At 44.1% G+C, this 16,584-nt stretch carries 17 protein-coding genes; 13 read left to right on the top strand and 4 right to left on the bottom strand.

Translation table 11 applies throughout. From position 1 onward, the window contains the following. Positions 1 to 21: 21 nt before the first annotated feature. Positions 22 to 1,017 carry a metalloregulator ArsR/SmtB family transcription factor gene (locus A3738_RS06505; RefSeq protein WP_068480102.1) on the bottom strand — a complete coding sequence of 332 codons (996 nt, stop codon included), beginning with the start codon at positions 1,015 to 1,017 and terminating at the stop codon, positions 22 to 24. Between the two features lie 107 nt (positions 1,018 to 1,124). Next, a complete protein-coding gene (locus A3738_RS06500; RefSeq protein ID WP_068500322.1) occupies positions 1,125 to 1,712 on the bottom strand; it encodes a hypothetical protein in 588 nt (195 codons plus the stop codon). Between the two features lie 199 nt (positions 1,713 to 1,911). Here A3738_RS06500 and A3738_RS06495 point away from each other — a divergent pair, with 199 nt between their 5' ends. The 7 genes from A3738_RS06495 to A3738_RS06465 all read left to right on the top strand — a co-directional run bounded on the left by A3738_RS06495 (position 1,912) and on the right by A3738_RS06465 (position 8,358). After that, a complete protein-coding gene (locus A3738_RS06495) occupies positions 1,912 to 2,499 on the top strand; it encodes an NAD(P)H-dependent oxidoreductase (RefSeq protein WP_068476094.1) in 588 nt (195 codons plus the stop codon). A 282-nt stretch (positions 2,500 to 2,781) separates the two neighbouring features. Next, on the top strand, positions 2,782 to 3,123 hold the full coding sequence (locus tag A3738_RS06490) for a type II toxin-antitoxin system RelE/ParE family toxin (protein ID WP_068481262.1): 342 nt from the start codon (positions 2,782 to 2,784) through the stop codon (positions 3,121 to 3,123). Further along, on the top strand, positions 3,116 to 3,403 hold the full coding sequence (nadS, locus tag A3738_RS06485) for a NadS family protein (RefSeq protein ID WP_068481265.1): 288 nt from the start codon (positions 3,116 to 3,118) through the stop codon (positions 3,401 to 3,403). The genes A3738_RS06490 and nadS overlap by 8 nt, the downstream gene beginning before the upstream one ends. A 73-nt stretch (positions 3,404 to 3,476) precedes the next feature. Continuing rightward, entirely contained in the window at positions 3,477 to 4,262 is a 786-nt protein-coding gene (locus A3738_RS06480; RefSeq protein WP_068481269.1) for a PhzF family phenazine biosynthesis protein, read from the top strand. A 403-nt stretch (positions 4,263 to 4,665) separates the two neighbouring features. Beyond that, positions 4,666 to 5,667 (top strand): aldo/keto reductase, encoded by a 1,002-nt coding sequence (locus A3738_RS06475; protein WP_255376153.1) that lies wholly within the window; start codon positions 4,666 to 4,668, stop codon positions 5,665 to 5,667. Between the two features lie 93 nt (positions 5,668 to 5,760). After that, on the top strand, positions 5,761 to 6,357 hold the full coding sequence (locus A3738_RS06470; RefSeq protein ID WP_068480115.1) for a hypothetical protein: 597 nt from the start codon (positions 5,761 to 5,763) through the stop codon (positions 6,355 to 6,357). Between the two features lie 558 nt (positions 6,358 to 6,915). Continuing rightward, positions 6,916 to 8,358: a sodium:alanine symporter family protein gene (locus A3738_RS06465; protein ID WP_068480118.1), complete on the top strand. Its 1,443-nt coding sequence runs from the start codon at positions 6,916 to 6,918 to the stop codon at positions 8,356 to 8,358. A 60-nt stretch (positions 8,359 to 8,418) separates the two neighbouring features. On the opposite strand, the gene A3738_RS06460 is transcribed toward A3738_RS06465, so the two are convergent. Then, entirely contained in the window at positions 8,419 to 9,081 is a 663-nt protein-coding gene (locus A3738_RS06460; RefSeq protein ID WP_068480121.1) for a peroxiredoxin, read from the bottom strand. 451 nt (positions 9,082 to 9,532) lie between these two features. Between A3738_RS06460 and styC the strand changes: the two genes are divergently transcribed. The 6 genes from styC to A3738_RS06430 all read left to right on the top strand — a co-directional run bounded on the left by styC (position 9,533) and on the right by A3738_RS06430 (position 15,574). Continuing rightward, a complete protein-coding gene (gene styC, locus A3738_RS06455; RefSeq protein WP_068480124.1) occupies positions 9,533 to 10,009 on the top strand; it encodes a styrene-oxide isomerase StyC in 477 nt (158 codons plus the stop codon). A 57-nt stretch (positions 10,010 to 10,066) separates the two neighbouring features. Then, complete coding sequence (locus A3738_RS06450; protein ID WP_068480125.1) at positions 10,067 to 11,473, top strand: hypothetical protein; 1,407 nt, start codon at positions 10,067 to 10,069, stop codon at positions 11,471 to 11,473. Between the two features lie 128 nt (positions 11,474 to 11,601). Next, positions 11,602 to 12,570 (top strand): LysR family transcriptional regulator, encoded by a 969-nt coding sequence (locus tag A3738_RS06445; protein WP_068479316.1) that lies wholly within the window; start codon positions 11,602 to 11,604, stop codon positions 12,568 to 12,570. A gap of 87 nt (positions 12,571 to 12,657) precedes the next feature. Beyond that, positions 12,658 to 14,046: a hypothetical protein gene (locus A3738_RS06440; protein WP_068502596.1), complete on the top strand. Its 1,389-nt coding sequence runs from the start codon at positions 12,658 to 12,660 to the stop codon at positions 14,044 to 14,046. A 128-nt stretch (positions 14,047 to 14,174) separates the two neighbouring features. After that, positions 14,175 to 14,966: a M48 family metallopeptidase gene (locus A3738_RS06435; protein WP_068502593.1), complete on the top strand. Its 792-nt coding sequence runs from the start codon at positions 14,175 to 14,177 to the stop codon at positions 14,964 to 14,966. A 140-nt stretch (positions 14,967 to 15,106) separates the two neighbouring features. Beyond that, a complete protein-coding gene (locus A3738_RS06430; protein ID WP_068479995.1) occupies positions 15,107 to 15,574 on the top strand; it encodes a DUF4174 domain-containing protein in 468 nt (155 codons plus the stop codon). Positions 15,575 to 15,596: 22 nt separating this feature from the next. Here A3738_RS06430 and A3738_RS06425 read toward each other — a convergent pair whose 3' ends face one another. Further along, a complete protein-coding gene (locus tag A3738_RS06425; protein WP_068502591.1) occupies positions 15,597 to 16,553 on the bottom strand; it encodes a phospholipase A in 957 nt (318 codons plus the stop codon). Positions 16,554 to 16,584: the final 31 nt, after the last annotated feature.

Raw genomic sequence — 16,584 nt, 5'->3', positions numbered from 1 at the left:
TTGGTTAAGGCCCAGTGAAAGTTAGTGTTTAATGTAGCGATAAATTTGTATTTGAAAGCCGTTACGTAGGCCGATAAATACAGATTCATCTTCAATGAACCCTACGGATTGGGTCCATTTCTTAAGTTCTGCTTGGTCAAAGCCAAGCCACAAATCGCCGCAATTTTCTTTTGCCCATGTTTGGTCGTGCTTGGTTAAATCGCAAAGCACTAATACGCCTTTATCATCAAGCAATTCTGCGCATTCGGCGATAAGACGAGCAGGAGTCGGAACATGGTGCAAAACCATGTTCATAACGATGCCTTGGTAACGTTGGTTTTGTTTTAAGAGTTGCTTGGTATCACCCTCAATCAACGAGACATTGCTTAGTTTTTTGTCAGCACAAAACGCACGCGCATATTCAAGCATTTGCGGTGAGGTATCGACAGCATCAACCTCATCGTAATAATCACCAAGCAAGGCGAGGAATTGACCTTCTCCGGGACCTACTTCTAATACTCGAGCGTCGTGAGTTGTGAGCCCAGCTTTCATCAATTTAAAGCTAGTTGGGGCATATTGCTGGTGGTCACAGATCAGCTCTTGCTGTTCTGCAAAACGATCAGCATTGCGATCAAAAAAGGCCGAAGATTGCTCAGCACGCTTTGACCGAATCTCTTGCATTTTTTCTTCGATATCAGGCTGCAACGCGAGCGCATCAAACATGCTGAATAGCTGCGTACAGGCGGCTGCTTCCGCGCCGTGTTCAGCGAAAATAGGGCGACGATAAAAAATAGAGTTGCCTTCACGCTGTGCTTCGACGAGTCCAGCTTTGCTAAGCACCTTTAGGTGGTGGCTCATACCAGATTGTTTGGTATCGAATATTTGCGTTAGTTCCAGAACACCAAACGCATCTGCTTTCAAACACTGAAGAATTTGAACGCGCAATGGATCGCCACATGCTTTCAGCTTTTGCGAGAGCTGATCAATCGCATTCGAAGCAAGGTAAAGATCGTTTGGGGTTTGGCTAATTTGATTCATGGATACAACTATATCAATAAACTTTGATATAGCAAGCCTATATCAATATATTTTGATATAGGCCTCTTTCGGGGCTTTTACTAAGTTTTTTCTGATCGAGTAGGGTGCTAACCAACAACGACGATAGTGATACGATCTTCTTGGATGCTGAATGTCTGATTAATGATTTGTTTTAGCACTTCGATAGCGGTTTCTTTCGAGCCATTCTGATTCTGCCAATTACCAAATGTGGCTTTCTTCAAAATTATTGATACCGCGACCTTATTGCTAGCACGTACTTCATTCTCAAATTCAGGCGAGAAAAAGTTAACTTCGATATGAGTGATCACCCTATGTTTCGAAAGAGGTGAAACAGTTGCGTTCAATAATTCGATGATCTTCTGGTTGTAGTCATTTTCGATCGTCTTAACGAGCGATCGTTTCTTTTGTATTAGATCGCTCGATAAGGCCTTTTCAATAATTTCCATGCGCTTAAGGCTGGTATCTGGATCTTCTTTATTTACGTTGAGATCAACTTCAATCTTTTTATGTTCAGTAACATTGCCAGATTCATCTGCATGAACGCTCCCTACCAGAGCTGCAGAAAGTAGTATGGCCAATGAAACCCAAGAAATTGAGAAATGGAAATTCATGGTAATACCCTCGGTAGTGTCATGCGATGTTTTCTCTATAGTCGTGATTTTATAGCTACGCATTAATCCCAATGCAACAACAGAAGCGTAATAAGGTGAATTGTGCAAAGTGAAATAGAAGGAGCATAGGGCATTGGGAATTTCTCTATCAAGTCCCGTTAATGTTGTTTAGGTGAAAGAACAGGCACGGGATCTAGATGTGTCGATTGCCTTTGTAGTCGATGGTCTACAGTTAGCTCGGTTAAATCTTCGGAGCACAGGCATGAGTTATCAACCACACTTTCATATTGTGTATGGCCATACTGGATATTCGGGTGAGTACAGCAATCTCAGAATGTTAGAGCAAATAAAAGACTTGGAGTTTGTCTCGCTGAGTAATTTAGCTAGCAGGTATCAGGATGGTTCTGTAGATGTTGCCGAAGAGCAGAAATACTTAAAAGCTGCTGATTTGATTATTTTTCAGTTTCCTTTTTATTGGTATAGCGTACCGCACAATTTGAAGCGATATATGGATGAAGTCTTTGAGCATGGTTTTGCTTATGGCTCTTCGGGTAATGCACTTCATGGCAAACGATTCTTGTGTGCTATCACAACCGGCGGGCCTGAAGACGCTTACCATCATGAAGGCTATAACAAGTTTGAAATGGCTGAGCTGCTTCGGCCATTAGAGCAGACAGCGAACCTTTGTGGAATGCATTATATGCCGCCCTTTATTCTTCACAGTGCACCTAATTTAGTAGCTGGCCGCATGGAAGAGCATGAACGCCGTGTTGCGGAACATGCTAAGGCGTATCGAGATTTAATTGAAAGGTGTCGTTGGAATGCAGATTTGCAAAAGGATGTGCATTAGTTCGTGTTTGTTTTTTGATGGTAAGCACTAGGCAGACTTGGGTACCTCTCCCTCGTCATTCCAAACAGCGCAGACTGATTTGGAATCTCTCAATTAATGCATGTAATTAGACAAAAGCGGCTGTTGAGTTACTCTGTATCTGGCGTCTGCTTACAATAAGTTGTCAGACATTGCTGCCTCAACAAATCTCAAGTACTTGTGGGAATAGCTGATCTATGTTGCTGCTCAGGCAATAGCCGAAGATGTTGACTCAATATAATCCATTGGATTATGCTTTGACCCATGCAAACTATTGTTGAATTACCAGAGTTTCAGAAACGCGCTTCAGATCTGTTAAAAGGTGAAGAGAAGACGAGCATTATTAATTACCTAGCTGCGCACCCTCAAGCGGGGAATATTATGCAAGGTACTGGCGGTATCAGGAAATTACGGTGGTCTGCAAAAGGAAAAGGCAAAAGCGGAGGCGTGCGTGTCATCTACTATTATCACAACGGCTCGATTCCGCTCTTCTTGCTTACTGTATTTGAAAAGGGTGAAAAGGCCAATCTAAGCAAAACTGAACGAAATGATTTGGCCAAGCTTACTACTTTACTTGTTAATAGTTATGGTGAATCAGATGTCTAATACGTTCGCAAGCATTAAACAGGGGCTCCAAGAGGCCATTGATTACTCTGAGGGCAAACTCAAAAAAGCGGTTGTGCATGAGTTTAGCCCTCTTGATGTCAAAGAGATTCGCGCGAAAGTCGGCATGTCGCAAAATGAATTTGCATCGGCTTTCGGCATTAGTGTGAGTACATTACGTCATTGGGAGCGAGGAGATCGAAAACCTCAAGGCCCGGCACTGGTCCTACTAAATGTCGTTGCTAAAGAGCCTGAAACAGTTCTTAAGGCTTTGGCATCATAATTGTTCGCTGATGCGCTTAAGGATCACGGGCGTTGTAATTACGCTATTTTGTTTACTTTAGTTGAAAGAAAAAATGGAATTAAACCTCTTTCAAGTCGATGCTTTTGCGACTGAGCTTTTTGAAGGTAATCCTGCCGCGGTATGCCCTTTACAGTCATGGTTACCGGATGACCTGCTTCAAAAAATTGCCCAAGAAAACAATCTTTCTGAAACGGCGTTCTTTGTAGAAACACAAAATTTCTTTCGTTTACGTTGGTTCACGCCTGAACATGAAGTCGATCTTTGTGGGCACGCTACTTTGGCTGCATCGCACGTTTTATTTAAGCATCTTGGCTATTCTGGCAAGGCCATTCGATTTCAGACAAGATGCGGCATTCTGGTTGTCGAAAGAACTGACTCTGGTTATGGCATGAACTTTCCTGCTGCAGTTCTAACGGAAACAACAAACCATGACATCCTTTCAGAGGCGCTAGGGATTGAGCCGAAAGCAGCATGGTCAGCTTCTGATTATATTGCCGTTTTAGATAATGAAGCCGAGGTCTTGGCTGTTAGCCCCGACTTTTTAAAACTCTCTGAACTTGACTTACGTGGGGTTATTGTCACTGCTCCTGGTGATGAGTTCGACTTCGTTAGTCGCTGCTTTTTTCCAAAATTGGGGGTAAACGAAGATCCAGTTACTGGGTCAGCACATTGTGAATTAGCGCCTTATTGGGGCAATAGATTGGGTAAAAGTCACCTTACCGCAAAGCAACTTTCCAAAAGAACAGGTATCGTTGAGTGTGAGGTGGATGGCAATAGAGTTGTACTTACTGGCAACGTGGTTGACTACCTGAAAGGTGTAATCAAAATCGACGTGTAGTCAATTTTTCACCCCAAGAGTTTTTAACGAGCACAACAATTGGCAGCTTGCTCGAAGGACTATGTACAAACTTCTCGTATGTCCGCATACTCAATGAACCGTAAATAATGTGGGATTGCAGACTTAACGCTATGACTTCCGCTTCTGTCTAACTCCACACATTAAGTTATTCAAGAAAGACTCTCGCCTTCGCAAGCACAACCAAGTTAGAGAGTGCTGCGACCAATGCTTATCGCTCATGTTGGTTTAAGTCAATTTTCCCCAATCAGCGAAATAATTTTCATCCACATCCCGAAAAGTAAGGTATAACTTACCATTCTGTTTAACATGATCTATTGCGGGACAAAATAAAATGAAATATTCGAAGCTGGGAAGTTCCAACCTAAACGTTTCAAGAGTATGTTTGGGTTCAATGACTTGGGGCGTCCAAAATTCTCAGTTAGACGCCAGTAAGCAAATTGAATATGCCATATCGCGCGGTATTAATTTTATAGATACGGCTGAAATGTATGCTGTTCCGCCGTCGCCTGAAACCTATGGCAAGACTGAAAAAATTATCGGTAACTGGATATCAGCGAATAGTCAGAAACGTAAAGACCTAGTGATTGCAACGAAGATCGCAGGAAACGGCTTACCTTGGATTCGCAACGGTGCAGATATTACTGGCGAAGCAATTATTGCGTCGGTTGATGCCTCGCTAAAACGCCTTCAAACAGATTACATCGACCTATATCAATTGCATTGGCCCAACCGTACTTCGCCACATTTTGCAAAGCACTGGCCGGGCAAAATTACTTTTACAGATGTGGATACGGAGCACCACTCAAATGAAATGCTCCAAATTCTGCAAGCGCTTAACGACTGCGTTCAGGCAGGAAAAATCCGTTTTTGTGGATTGTCGGACGACACGCCATGGGGCATTAATGAATACCTGTGCTTAGCTGAAAAACATTCCCTTCCGAAGATGACATCAATACAGAATGAGTTCAGCTTATTGCACACGAAAGATTGGCCTTACTTAATCGAAAACTGCGTGCATCAGGATGTCGCGTATCTTCCGTGGTCGCCCTTAGGTGGCGGTGTGTTAAGCGGTAAGTATATTGATGGTAAGCGTCCAGAGGGCAGCCGTTGGAGTATGTCGCAGAGAAATGGATTGTTCAGAGACAGTGAGCAGGTTCAGCAATCAGTGAAGCGTTACATAGAGATCGCTAACCAACACAACATGACACCTTCCCAGCTTGCGTTGGCTTGGTGTGATCAGGTTGATGGTGTTACCTCTACCATTATCGGAGCTACGACTCATGAGCAACTTGAAGAAGATATCGATGCTTTTAATATGACCTTGAGTGACGACACGCTTAAGGAAATTGCGTCGGTAATAAAAGACTACCCGATGCCGTTTTAGTCGATGACTTCGTTCAGCTTGCTCGACACGATAACGGGCAAGCTGCCTTGCGAAGAAACTAATTTATTCGAGGACTAACGAAAGGAAGTGATCGTGACGACTGAAGCATTACAGCAAGCGAATTTACGTCAGTTGTTTATAGATTGGCAGCGCGAAGTAAAAAAGGATCTGCTTAAGCGCGGAAGCTTTTGGACGCCCACTTTCGTTAGTCAGCCAATGATGGCGCGCACCGTAGTGCTCAGAGATTTATTGCGTGACAGTGATAATGCAGTAGATACACCTTTGTTTATCGTTCATACGGATGTGCGCTCTCAGAAATGGACGGAACTGGCCCGAGAGTCGTCTTGTGCTTTGCACTTTTTCTGTTCGAAACGGAAGTGGCAAATGCGAGTGCAGGGCGAGGCTGTTCTGAATTCGGCCGACGATGTTGCGCAATTACAATGGGATGGGCTTTCTGAAAGGTCGCGTCGTATTTATGCGCTAAAGCACACTCCAGGGTCTTCAGTGGATGACCCGAAGGCCGCTTATACGTTTGAATCTGAAGCGTCGGGATTTGCACATTTTGGTGTGATTAGTATTCGGGCTACAAAACTCGAATCGTTGCAGTTAGATCGCCCAGATAGAACAGATTATCATGTCCGAGCATCTTGGGATCTTGAATCGCATTCACTTGCTTACTTGGCGCCATAGTTTTTGGCACTCAATACTAATGGCAATCTTAAATTGGATAATGACGTTCATCTCATTGACTTTGATTTTATTCGTTAACCCTGTCTATATTATTGGAGAAAAGACTCGACTAGCCTTTATCCGATTCTAATAACAGTATACGTCATGCCCAATTTCGCGCATAGCTTTGGTAGTCGTGACCATGTACTAGGTTCGATTACTATATGTTTTATTGTTTTAAATTCAAATGCGCGAATGTCGCGAGACTCCCCCTGATATGTTCAGATTAGTAATAGTATCAGGAGTAAGTCTTACTTAAATTCGGCTATTTTGTATACACGCACTAACTATTACAACAAGAATATGATTTACGAAATATTACGGCATGCAGTACTGGTGAGGTATAACTAGTTAAGTCATAGCGGAGTGAGTATTAATTTTTTCGTAATTACTAACAGTAAGAAACCTAAATACTATCAAAGTATATGTGTACGGCTATACTCATACTGAAACATAGAGTGAGTTGCAGCATCCGTAAATAACATTTAGCTGGATCTTAACAGGTATGCGAGCGTAGTCATGGATCAGGTAATCGATGCAATAAACCATATTTTATGGGGTTACATTCTCATTTATGGTCTACTAACTGTTGGAATATTCTACAGTTTCAAACTTGGTTTTCCCCAAATCGTGCACTTCCCTGAAATGTTACGGGCCCTCAGCAGCAAAGGCTCGGAGGACTCAACCGGGATTTCGCCGCGGCAGGCACTCAGTGTTAGTTTGGCCTCGCGCGTCGGGACAGGAAACATCGCGGGCGTTGCGGTCGCACTCTATCTTGGCGGACCCGGCGCAATATTTTGGATGTGGATGGTGGCACTCGTTGGTATGTCATCCGCCTATGCCGAATCAACATTAGCGCAACTCTATAAAAGCAAAGGACCGATGGGTAACTTCCGAGGTGGACCTGCATATTATATTGAGCGTGGTCTCGGCAAACGTTGGCTAGGCATTATATTCTCCTTGTGCTTAATACTCTCTTTTGGACTCGTATTTAATGCGGTTCAATCTAATGCTATCGCCGGTGCAATGGATCAGGCATTTGGAGTTCCTAAACTAACGACAGGCGTTGTCATTGGCGTGCTCACCGCCATTGTTATTTTCGGAGGAATCAAAAAAATCGCTAAAGTAGCAGAGATTATTGTGCCGTTTATGGCAGCGACTTATCTTTTGCTCACCGTCGTAATCATGATCATTAATTATGCGACGGTACCAGATGTTATCTTGAGCATTGTTAAAAACGCCTTCGGGATTCAAGAAGCAGTTGGCGGCGTAACGGGCGGCGTGATGGTTGCTCTCCTAAATGGGATCAAACGCGGACTATTTTCAAATGAGGCCGGTATGGGATCGGCGCCCAACATCGCTGCAAGCGCGACTCCTGTGCCACATCATCCATCTAGCCAAGGTTTTGTCCAAGCATTTGGCGTATTTATTGATACCATTTGCGTCTGCACCGCGACAGCCGTCGTTATTTTGTTGTCTGGTATTTATCAGCCAGGTGTTGGGCCCAGTGGCGTTGAATTAACTCAGTTAGCCCTCGCACAGCATATAGGCGAAACCGGTTTCATTTTTATTGCTGTCGCCATTTTCTTCTTTGCTTTCACATCAATAATTGGCAATTACTCGTACGCTGAAAATGCAATGATTTTTCTTGGGGTGCAATCGACAAAAGGTTTGATCGGTATACGGATTGGTTTAATTGCAATGGTTATTTGGGGTTCGATACAAAGCGTTGAGACCGTATTCAACACTGCCGATGCATCGATGGGTTTAATGGCCATTATTAACCTGGTATCGATTTCTTTGCTTTCTGGGATTGTTTTAAAGCTCACGAAAGACTACATAAAGCAGAGAAAGGCTGGACTAGATCCAACCTTTCACGCGCCTGACCATCCCGAGTTATGTCAAAATGTTGATCAAGAAATCTGGACGGACCCTAAACGAGTTAGCGTAAAGCCAAATTAACGCAGGCTAAAGCAAGATCGTTTACAGCTAGGCTTGCAGAGCATAAGGCTATCGCCACAACTAGTCAGTGGGCTGTTTAACTTTACGTAAGTATGGCTTGACCGTTTCCCATCCGTCCGGATATTTTTTTTCAGCCTCGTCATTAGAAACAGCTGGAACAATTATGACATCCTCACCATCCTTCCAATTTACTGGTGTGGCGACTTTGTGTTTAGCCGTCAACTGCATCGAGTCTAGCACTCGCAGAATCTCATCAAAGTTACGTCCCGTTGTCATTGGATAAGTCAGCATAAGCTTGATATTTTTATCCGGTCCAACGACAAAAACAGACCTAACTGTTGCATTGGTCATTGCCGTTCTGCCTTCTGCTGACCCCTCTTCATCCGCCGCAAACATGTTATAAAGTTTTGCGATACTCAGATCCGTGTCAGCAATAACAGGATAGTTGACTGTCGTACTCCCTACTTCTTCAACATCTTTAATCCATACATGATGGTCATCGAGAGGATCAATACTCAACCCTATAATCTTGGTGTTACGTTTTTCAAATTCTGGCTGAATTCGCGCCATGTAGCCAAGTTCTGTTGTACATACAGGCGTAAAATCTTTTGGATGTGAGAATAGAACTGCCCATCCATCTCCAATCCACTCGTGAAAGTCGATCTCCCCCTGCGTCGTGTTTGCTGTAAAATTTGGTGCTTGATCATTAATTCGAAGAGACATATTTACCCCGCTATACCTGGTATTTTGGTTTGGCTTGTTAAGCTATTGTTTCATTAGGCTTCTAATAAGATTGAGACTTATTATAGGTAGCGCACCATTAAAGCACATTTTGTGAGCCGAACAGGTCTCTCTTACTTCCCTTCAGACAGAATATGATTTTAAATTTACAAGCGCAATACGACTCAACGCCTTATTTGTGTGAACTACTACAACAAAAATTGATCAGGAATACTCCAGTTATTTCGGTAACTTTTTCAGCAACCGGCGGCATGGTTGTCTACAAAGTCTATTAACAAAATTCTTGAAAGGTCTTATAAATGCGCGGTTCTAACTCGTTTTCTTGTCTACAGCTTCTGGCAGTCTTTTTTAGTCTCACTGCCTACTCACTGATCGATGTTAAAATTGAAAACTCATCAATTTGTTCAAATAATAAAAGCAAACAGGTAAGTCTATGAACGCTCTTCAGAAGCGTATGGTCGGGCATGGCGCGATCATTATGTTAATCGGTCTTATTGCTGGTATCGGTTTAGTTATGAAACTGATAGGCGGCTTTGAGATATTTCCTAATTATATTGTGCAGTTTGAACTATTCGGTAGCGATCGCGGATGGGCTCGAGCTCATGCGGGTGGCTTGATGAACGGTTTAATGATCTTTGTTGTCGCACTGTTGCTATGGGGATTGAATGCACCAGAGCGCCTAGAGAAAAAGCTGTTTTGGATGATTGTAGGCGCGGGCTATGGCAACACCATGTTTTATTGGGGCGGGATGCTTTCGGCAAGTAGAGCTTTGACCTTCGGTGATAATCGACTCGGTGAAACCAATATATGGGGCATTTTAGGATTAGTGCCAGCGTTGGTGTTTAGCTTTGTTTCGTTATATTCCTTTTATGTTCTTGCGCGACATGCTTTTTCAGAAGCTAAGTCATAAAACCTCTCGGTAGCGCTATGGTGCTTATTGTATACAGACCTTGTTATAGGAGGAACTATGTCCGAAATAAAACAATTAGAGGCGGACTATTTGATCATCGGTGCTGGTGCGATGGGATTGGCATTTGCTGATGAATTGCTCAAACACGACAAACAAGCAAGCATCGTGTTTGCAGAGCGTCGCGGCATGTCGGGCGGGCATTGGGTTGATGCCTATGATCACGTTAAGCTTCATCAGCCAGCAATAGCTTACGGGGTGAACTCACTTGAGTTAAGTGAATCGAAAACAGACCTTTCTAGTCGCCCTCAAATCATTCATTACTTTGAACGTATTTCTAAAAACTTAGTAAGTACTGGGCGTGCACGCTTTTTATTCAAATGTGATTTTGTGGGTGAGCAGCCACTCGACAAGGGAGCAATCGCGACGGTTGCTTCCAACATAGACGAAGGCGTGTCGTATCGAATCCACGTAAAGCGCAAGATTGTCGATAGCGGTTATATGCGTGTCGAAGTACCTGCGACGCATCCACCACGTTATAAAGTGGATGGGGACGTTCAGTTAGTCGCACCCAATGCGCTGACTAAACTCGAACGCTCTTTTTCTAAATATGTGGTGGTTGGTGCCGGTAAAACTGGGATCGATGCCATTTTATATCTTCTTGATAACGGTGTGATCCCAGAACGCATTCAATGGGTAATCTCGAATGACATGTGGATGTGGCCGCGTGAGATGGCCGCCCCGAATACAGTGGGCGACATGCTGTCGGGGCAATTACAGGGCCTAATTGATAATGCTGAAATTGATGATGCGTTTTTGCAAATGGAACGCGAAGGCATTGTATTCCGCCTCGATAAAAATGTGCAGCCGACCAAGTGGCGATGCGCTACGGTAAGCATGCCAGAGCTAGAACAGCTTAAATCAATCAAACAGGTGTTGCGCAAGGGCCGCGTTGCCCGTGTATCAACCACGCATTTGCATTTTGAGTCCGGCGAGGAACAGGCACTCTCGCGCAACGCTTTGATTGTGAATTGCAGTGCTAATGGTCTCGCTAAACGACGTGCGAAATCGATTTTTGCGGATGGTCATATTACCTTGCAACCTATCTTAGTTTGCCAGCAAGTATTCAGTGCAGCATATATCGGCCGATTAGAAACAAGCTCCTTAAGTGATGCCCAGAAAAATGAAGTTTGTTTCCCTGTGCCTCACCCAGAGAATGTTGAAGATTTACCGTATTGTATGGTCAACAGCTTTGAGAACTTGGTGAAAGCCACGCGGATTATTCCGTGGTGGTTGTATCGGTCGCGTCTCAACTTGTTGGCACAAGCTCCACTGTTTATATTGGTGAAGGTTTGGTTGCGTATCCAAAGGCAGCTACCTCAAGCAAGGCGTGCGCTAGACCAAGTATATGTACACAATCAATTGGAGCCGGTTCAACAGACTCAGCAAGATGCGAAACGGGCTTAGGTGCAATGTTTGGTCATAAAAATACCCAACTAGTTGTGTGTTGTGTGATGAGCAGCTTGGGTACAGAGTTGAATTTAACTCAGGCTAGCGGGATACTTCCACCTCCAAATAAATAAGCTCTCACGCCCATGCAGTTATCAGTTCAAAAGTTACTTAACCGCTTAACGCTTCGCCAGCTACAGATATTTAAAGCCGTTTATGAGACGAGTGGTTATAGCAAAGCTGCTGATCAATTAGGTTTGTCTCAGCCTGCCGTGAGCTCTCAAATTAAACTGCTCGAAGAAGCCTTAAATGTTCAGTTGTTCGAGTTTGTCGGGCGCAAGTTGTTTGTTACTCCCGCTGCCGAGATGGTGGCAGAAAGCTGTGAGTCGATCTTCGAGCAACTGCGTAAATTGCAGAACGAGATACACAGCTTAGAGGGACAGGTCTCTGGTGATTTGCAGATTACAGCCGTGAATACGGCACAGTACATCACGCCTTACGTACTTCGACCTTTTCTTGAACAAAATCCTGCGGTGAACGTTCAAGTTAGTGTCGTAAACCGAGCAAAGGCGATCGAGCGGCTCAATCGTAATGAGGGCGACCTCGTTATTATGGGTATTGTTCCGACTGAAAAGCCATTCTCATCGTATCCGTTTTTAGATAATGAATTGATACCGGTGATGTCTCCGCAGCATCCCTTGAGCCAATTAGAAACATTGGGCGCTGAAGAGTTTTTTGGTTCTGGTGTACTGATTCGTGAGCGAGGTTCGGGTAGCAGACTTGCTTTGGAACAGCACTGTCAGGAGCATGGTTTGAAGTTAAAACCAAGTATGGAGTTTGGTTCAAACGATGCAACAAAGCATGGCGTCTTGGCAGGCTTGGGCGTCGCGGTTTTGCCTAAGCTCAGTGTGATTAGCGAACTTAGACTTGGGGCCTTAATTAGCCCTGAATTAGAGGGTTTTCCGATTCGTCGTACCTGGTGTTTAGTTCACCCTCGTTCTAAGCGGCCCTCAATTGTCGCACGCCAATTCATCGACTTCGTAGATGAAAATCTTGCGAGTATTCAAGAAGGCTTTGCCAAAGCGGGTTACGAAACCAATATGGTTATGCTGTAACAATAACGCCAAAAAACTGCAATAAAAAAGACACATACCGCGCACATTATTGCTCTGAACTACTGTTATTACTTCGGAGATAAAATAATGAAACTAAAGCTTCTTAGCGCTGCCATCCTTTCAATTTCAAGTGTCACTGCACATGCTGGATCTTTTTCTTTGGTCACCAATGGTGATGACTCGGGCAAGGGGTCTTTGCGTGACGCGTTGGAATCTCAGAAAGCACGAACGGTTTATATCATGCCGGGCGTAAACATGATCGAACTAAGCGATACGCTCAATTACGACAGTCAGAAATCATTGCGTATTTTTGGCTCGGGTCAAACCGTGAAATTGCCAAAGAATGCGACCCTGTTGTCGATCAATGAAGGCGCAAACCTTGCGATTAGCGATCTTACGCTTGAGGGTTTAGTCGATACGTACAGCATTGAAAACCGCGCAGATTTGAACGGCGAGCTTGCCGGCAAAGGTATTTTTATCGATGTTCGTGATGACCAAACTGGCACCGTCAGCCTAAGCCTAAAAAATGTGACGGTTCAGGGCTTTGCTAATCATGGCGTGCATGTTTCTGACTGTAGCCTTTCTGACGCCTGTGGAGCTGGATCGAGTGGTGCAGGTGAAGGTTCAGAAGCTTCGATTCAGGTCACTATGATTAATTCTACGATTAATGACGTTGGCAACGGTAAGTTTGACGCAGACGGTCTACGTGTTGATGATCGTGGTGCGGGCGATATTATTTTTTACTCTCGCAATTCTACTTTCCAAAATGTGGGTGCCGATGGCGTTGAGCTTGATGAAGGTAACGAGGGCAACATTTATGCTGACGTTGTTCGTAGTCAGTTTTTATCAAATGGCGCGTATTGCGATCCGGCATTGTTCCCAGGCGTTGAGGCTGATGGTGAATTTGAACCTGGAGAGCTAATGGAAGCAGATTTAGCTATTCCGTCAGGTAGCTTAGATGATACCTGTATCGAAATTGCTATCGACTTGTACGAAGACGGTTCGATCAAAGAATACGAGTTTACGCTTGATCTTGATGATGGAATTGATTTGGATGAAGCGGGCGATGGCAGCATATATAGCTTTATGTCCAAGAGTTTGATTAGTTTAAACCTTGATGAAGGCGTCGATTATGATGAGGTCGGAAATGGTGGAATCGATGCAGCCTTTATTCGTAACCGTGGTATCGAGAACAATGATGATGCATTCAAAATGTCGGAAGAAGATGCTGGTGATTTGAGCGTGTTTGTTCGTCGTACAGATGCCTTTAACAACGGCGGAGAGGGTTTCACTTTCGAGGAAGAGGGCGAGGGCAATGTCGATGCGTTTGTTATTCGTGTGAATACAGCGGGTAATAAAAAAGAGAACAAAGATGGTCTTGAAGTCGTACAAGAAGACGAAGGGCAGGGAACGCTTCGTTTGATTCGTTCTAACATTGAAGACGGCATAAAACTAGAAGGCGTAGAATTAAAATAGCGGTCTATGAGCATAAAAATGCCTCGCTACTTAGCGGGGCTTTTTTGTATTTAGGGTTTGTGTTTTGTTGTATTTAAGACATGAAATGTTTCAATGTATGATAGTGAAAAAATATCGGAGTAAATGAAATGTTTCGGGTCAGTGTTGTGGTGATTTTAGTTGTTTGGATCGTTGGATGTGCAAGTTCTCCGACCGGGCGTCACCAGTTAATTTTAGTCAGTGACGCGCAGATGAATCAGATGGGCGCAGCGAGCTTCGATAAGTTAAAGGAAGGCAACGATAAGCTGGTTGTTGGCAAACCATTGGCGTACGCCCGCTGTATCAGCGATGCGATTTTGATTGCTGACCAGAGAAATCCAGCCGATTGGGAGGTCGCGGTTTTTGAAGATGCTAGCCCTAATGCTTTTGCGTTGCCGGGTAAAAAAATTGGTGTCCACACGGGTATGATTTCGCTCGCTGAAACTCCTGATCAGTTAGCGGCGGTAATCGGTCACGAAATTGCCCATGTTGATGCACGCCATGGCGCTGAAAGGGTCTCGTTAGCAATGACGAATCAAGTTGCGCAACAAGTCGGAGCTATAGCGTTGGAAGGTGTCGAGTATAAGCCTGAAATACTTGGCGCATTAGGTTTAGGTGCGCAGTTTGGTGTGTTACTCCCATATAGTCGTGCGCACGAGACTGAAGCTGATTACATTGGCTTGTATCTGATGGCCCAGTCTGGCTTTGACCCTAGCGAAGCGGTTGCTCTTTGGCAGAATATGAAGAAAGCATCAGGCGGCAAAGCTCCTGCGGAATTTATGTCTACACACCCATCAAATGATCGACGCATTAGGGATCTAGAAAAGGAACAAAACGCGGTTGGAGCTATCTATCGTGCCGCGCTAAATCGTAAACCTGCGCCAGTATGTCGCAAACCCTAGCGATAAATTAAGCGCACTCTGTGGCTACATAACTACACGCTCGCTTACAAAAAATCCGCACTTTTTTGTAGTGCGTATCACACTAAACGACTATCTATTGCGTAAGTAAAGTTGACTCAATAACTTCGTAGGTGATGCTCATGTCAAAGCGCTTGGTACGTATTCTTGTTTGGAAGTTATTTGTTGCACTGCCATTAGTTTCGAGTGCGCAAGCAGGCTCTTTAGACGGTTATTTATTTGATACCCGTCCAATACTGTTATTTACAAGTTCAGAAAAACATCCAGCATTGAGAGAACAGCTGAAAGCATTTGCACAGTTTGAGTGTGAGTTTTACAAGCGCGACATGGAGGTGCTGACAATCGTTGGTGATGGACACAGCATTGTCGATGGAGCAGCACTATCGAACGAAGAAGTTTCGTTTTTGAAAGACGAATTAGATGTTGGACCTTATAACGAGCTGCTCGTCCTTGTTGGTAAAGACGGGAAAGTGAAACTTCGCGCTCACATGCCGCTGAAGGCAAACGACCTTATACGCTTAGTGGATGCTATGCCCTTGCGTCGTATAGAGAAAGTGAGTCGTCCTCAAGTAAGCTGCCACGCAGCATAAGGTTTATTCCTCAATTACTTGCTCACAGAAGCTCTGTGAGCAAAATTCCCAAGCTATAGCGCTGCACACGATAATCGTAATCGATCATACTCTCGCCGTAGCCGTCAAAATACTGTACTAGACCACGTAATCGACCATGCAGTGGGAAGCTATAATTGAGTTCGACGGCGCCTTTGTGGGTGCTGGTGTTGGCGCGAATAATACTAGCTACTTGATAGTTATCGCGCTTGTATACTGCAGTGAGTTCAAAGTGGCCGTAGTAGTCCTCGATATCGGGGTTATCGTCGCCTTTGGCGGGTGGCGGCGTTGATGGATCTCCATCATCCTCTTTCGCGTCTTCAGGTAATCGATACCATGGTTGAAGATACAAAGCCCAGCGATTCGTAGCATAACCAAGACCGACAAAAGCGCGATTCCAACTTCTGCTCAGTAACTGGCTTCGCCCATTACTTTCATGCTCAATGCCTGTTCTAAAAAAGAATGCTCCGTCGATGTCATCTATATAAAACGGCGTTTGATAGAAGATTTCTGGTCGATAGTTTGTTTCACGGAAGGGTGCAGAGATATTACTGTTATATGCTTGCCAAAATGACTTCGAAGTGAAACCAAAATAAATACCATCGCCGTCATTAAATAAGCGATCTTCAAGTAAGGGCACTTTGAAACTGATTTGTAGTTTTATTTCATTGTGTTGAAATGGTTGTTCATCTCGATAAGTACCAGCTGCTATCCAGGGTTCGTTGTTTGGGGATTCTTGATGGCTTATTGGCAGAATATAGTTTCGCCTATGCGGGGTAATGACAAAGGAGAGTTTGTCAGTTTGTTGTTGCTGTATAAATCGTTCTGGAACATCTCTATGTTTAGTGTATTCGGGCTGTTCATCTTCGCTAATAGTTTCTTCGGCAAAGCTATTAAACGAAAGCAGGGAAGAAGCTAATAAAAAAGGCAGTAAGACAGATATTCTGGCGATTAAAGTCATGGTGTAAGCGATAGTTGTTAGTTATTGCGAC

This window comes from Oleiphilus sp. HI0066 (genome assembly GCF_001635725.1).
This window is presented reverse-complemented; position numbering and strand designations above follow the sequence as displayed.

Bases quoted from the DNA above. Each gene is read 5' to 3' on its own strand.
- A3738_RS06450 (WP_068480125.1), top strand. From the start codon at position 10,067: ATGTCCGAAATAAAACAATTAGAGGCGGACTATTTGATCATCGGTGCT.
- A3738_RS06440 (WP_068502596.1), top strand. From the start codon at position 12,658: ATGAAACTAAAGCTTCTTAGCGCTGCCATCCTTTCAATTTCAAGTGTC.
- A3738_RS06505 (WP_068480102.1), bottom strand. From the start codon at position 1,017: ATGAATCAAATTAGCCAAACCCCAAACGATCTTTACCTTGCTTCGAAT.
- A3738_RS06425 (WP_068502591.1), bottom strand. From the start codon at position 16,553: ATGACTTTAATCGCCAGAATATCTGTCTTACTGCCTTTTTTATTAGCT.
- A3738_RS06465 (WP_068480118.1), top strand. From the start codon at position 6,916: ATGGATCAGGTAATCGATGCAATAAACCATATTTTATGGGGTTACATT.
- A3738_RS06500 (WP_068500322.1), bottom strand. From the start codon at position 1,712: ATGCGTAGCTATAAAATCACGACTATAGAGAAAACATCGCATGACACT.
- A3738_RS06430 (WP_068479995.1), top strand. From the start codon at position 15,107: ATGTCAAAGCGCTTGGTACGTATTCTTGTTTGGAAGTTATTTGTTGCA.
- A3738_RS06490 (WP_068481262.1), top strand. From the start codon at position 2,782: ATGCAAACTATTGTTGAATTACCAGAGTTTCAGAAACGCGCTTCAGAT.
- A3738_RS06495 (WP_068476094.1), top strand. From the start codon at position 1,912: ATGAGTTATCAACCACACTTTCATATTGTGTATGGCCATACTGGATAT.
- nadS (WP_068481265.1), top strand. From the start codon at position 3,116: ATGTCTAATACGTTCGCAAGCATTAAACAGGGGCTCCAAGAGGCCATT.
- A3738_RS06445 (WP_068479316.1), top strand. From the start codon at position 11,602: ATGCAGTTATCAGTTCAAAAGTTACTTAACCGCTTAACGCTTCGCCAG.
- A3738_RS06480 (WP_068481269.1), top strand. From the start codon at position 3,477: ATGGAATTAAACCTCTTTCAAGTCGATGCTTTTGCGACTGAGCTTTTT.
- A3738_RS06460 (WP_068480121.1), bottom strand. From the start codon at position 9,081: ATGTCTCTTCGAATTAATGATCAAGCACCAAATTTTACAGCAAACACG.
- styC (WP_068480124.1), top strand. From the start codon at position 9,533: ATGAACGCTCTTCAGAAGCGTATGGTCGGGCATGGCGCGATCATTATG.
- A3738_RS06435 (WP_068502593.1), top strand. From the start codon at position 14,175: ATGTTTCGGGTCAGTGTTGTGGTGATTTTAGTTGTTTGGATCGTTGGA.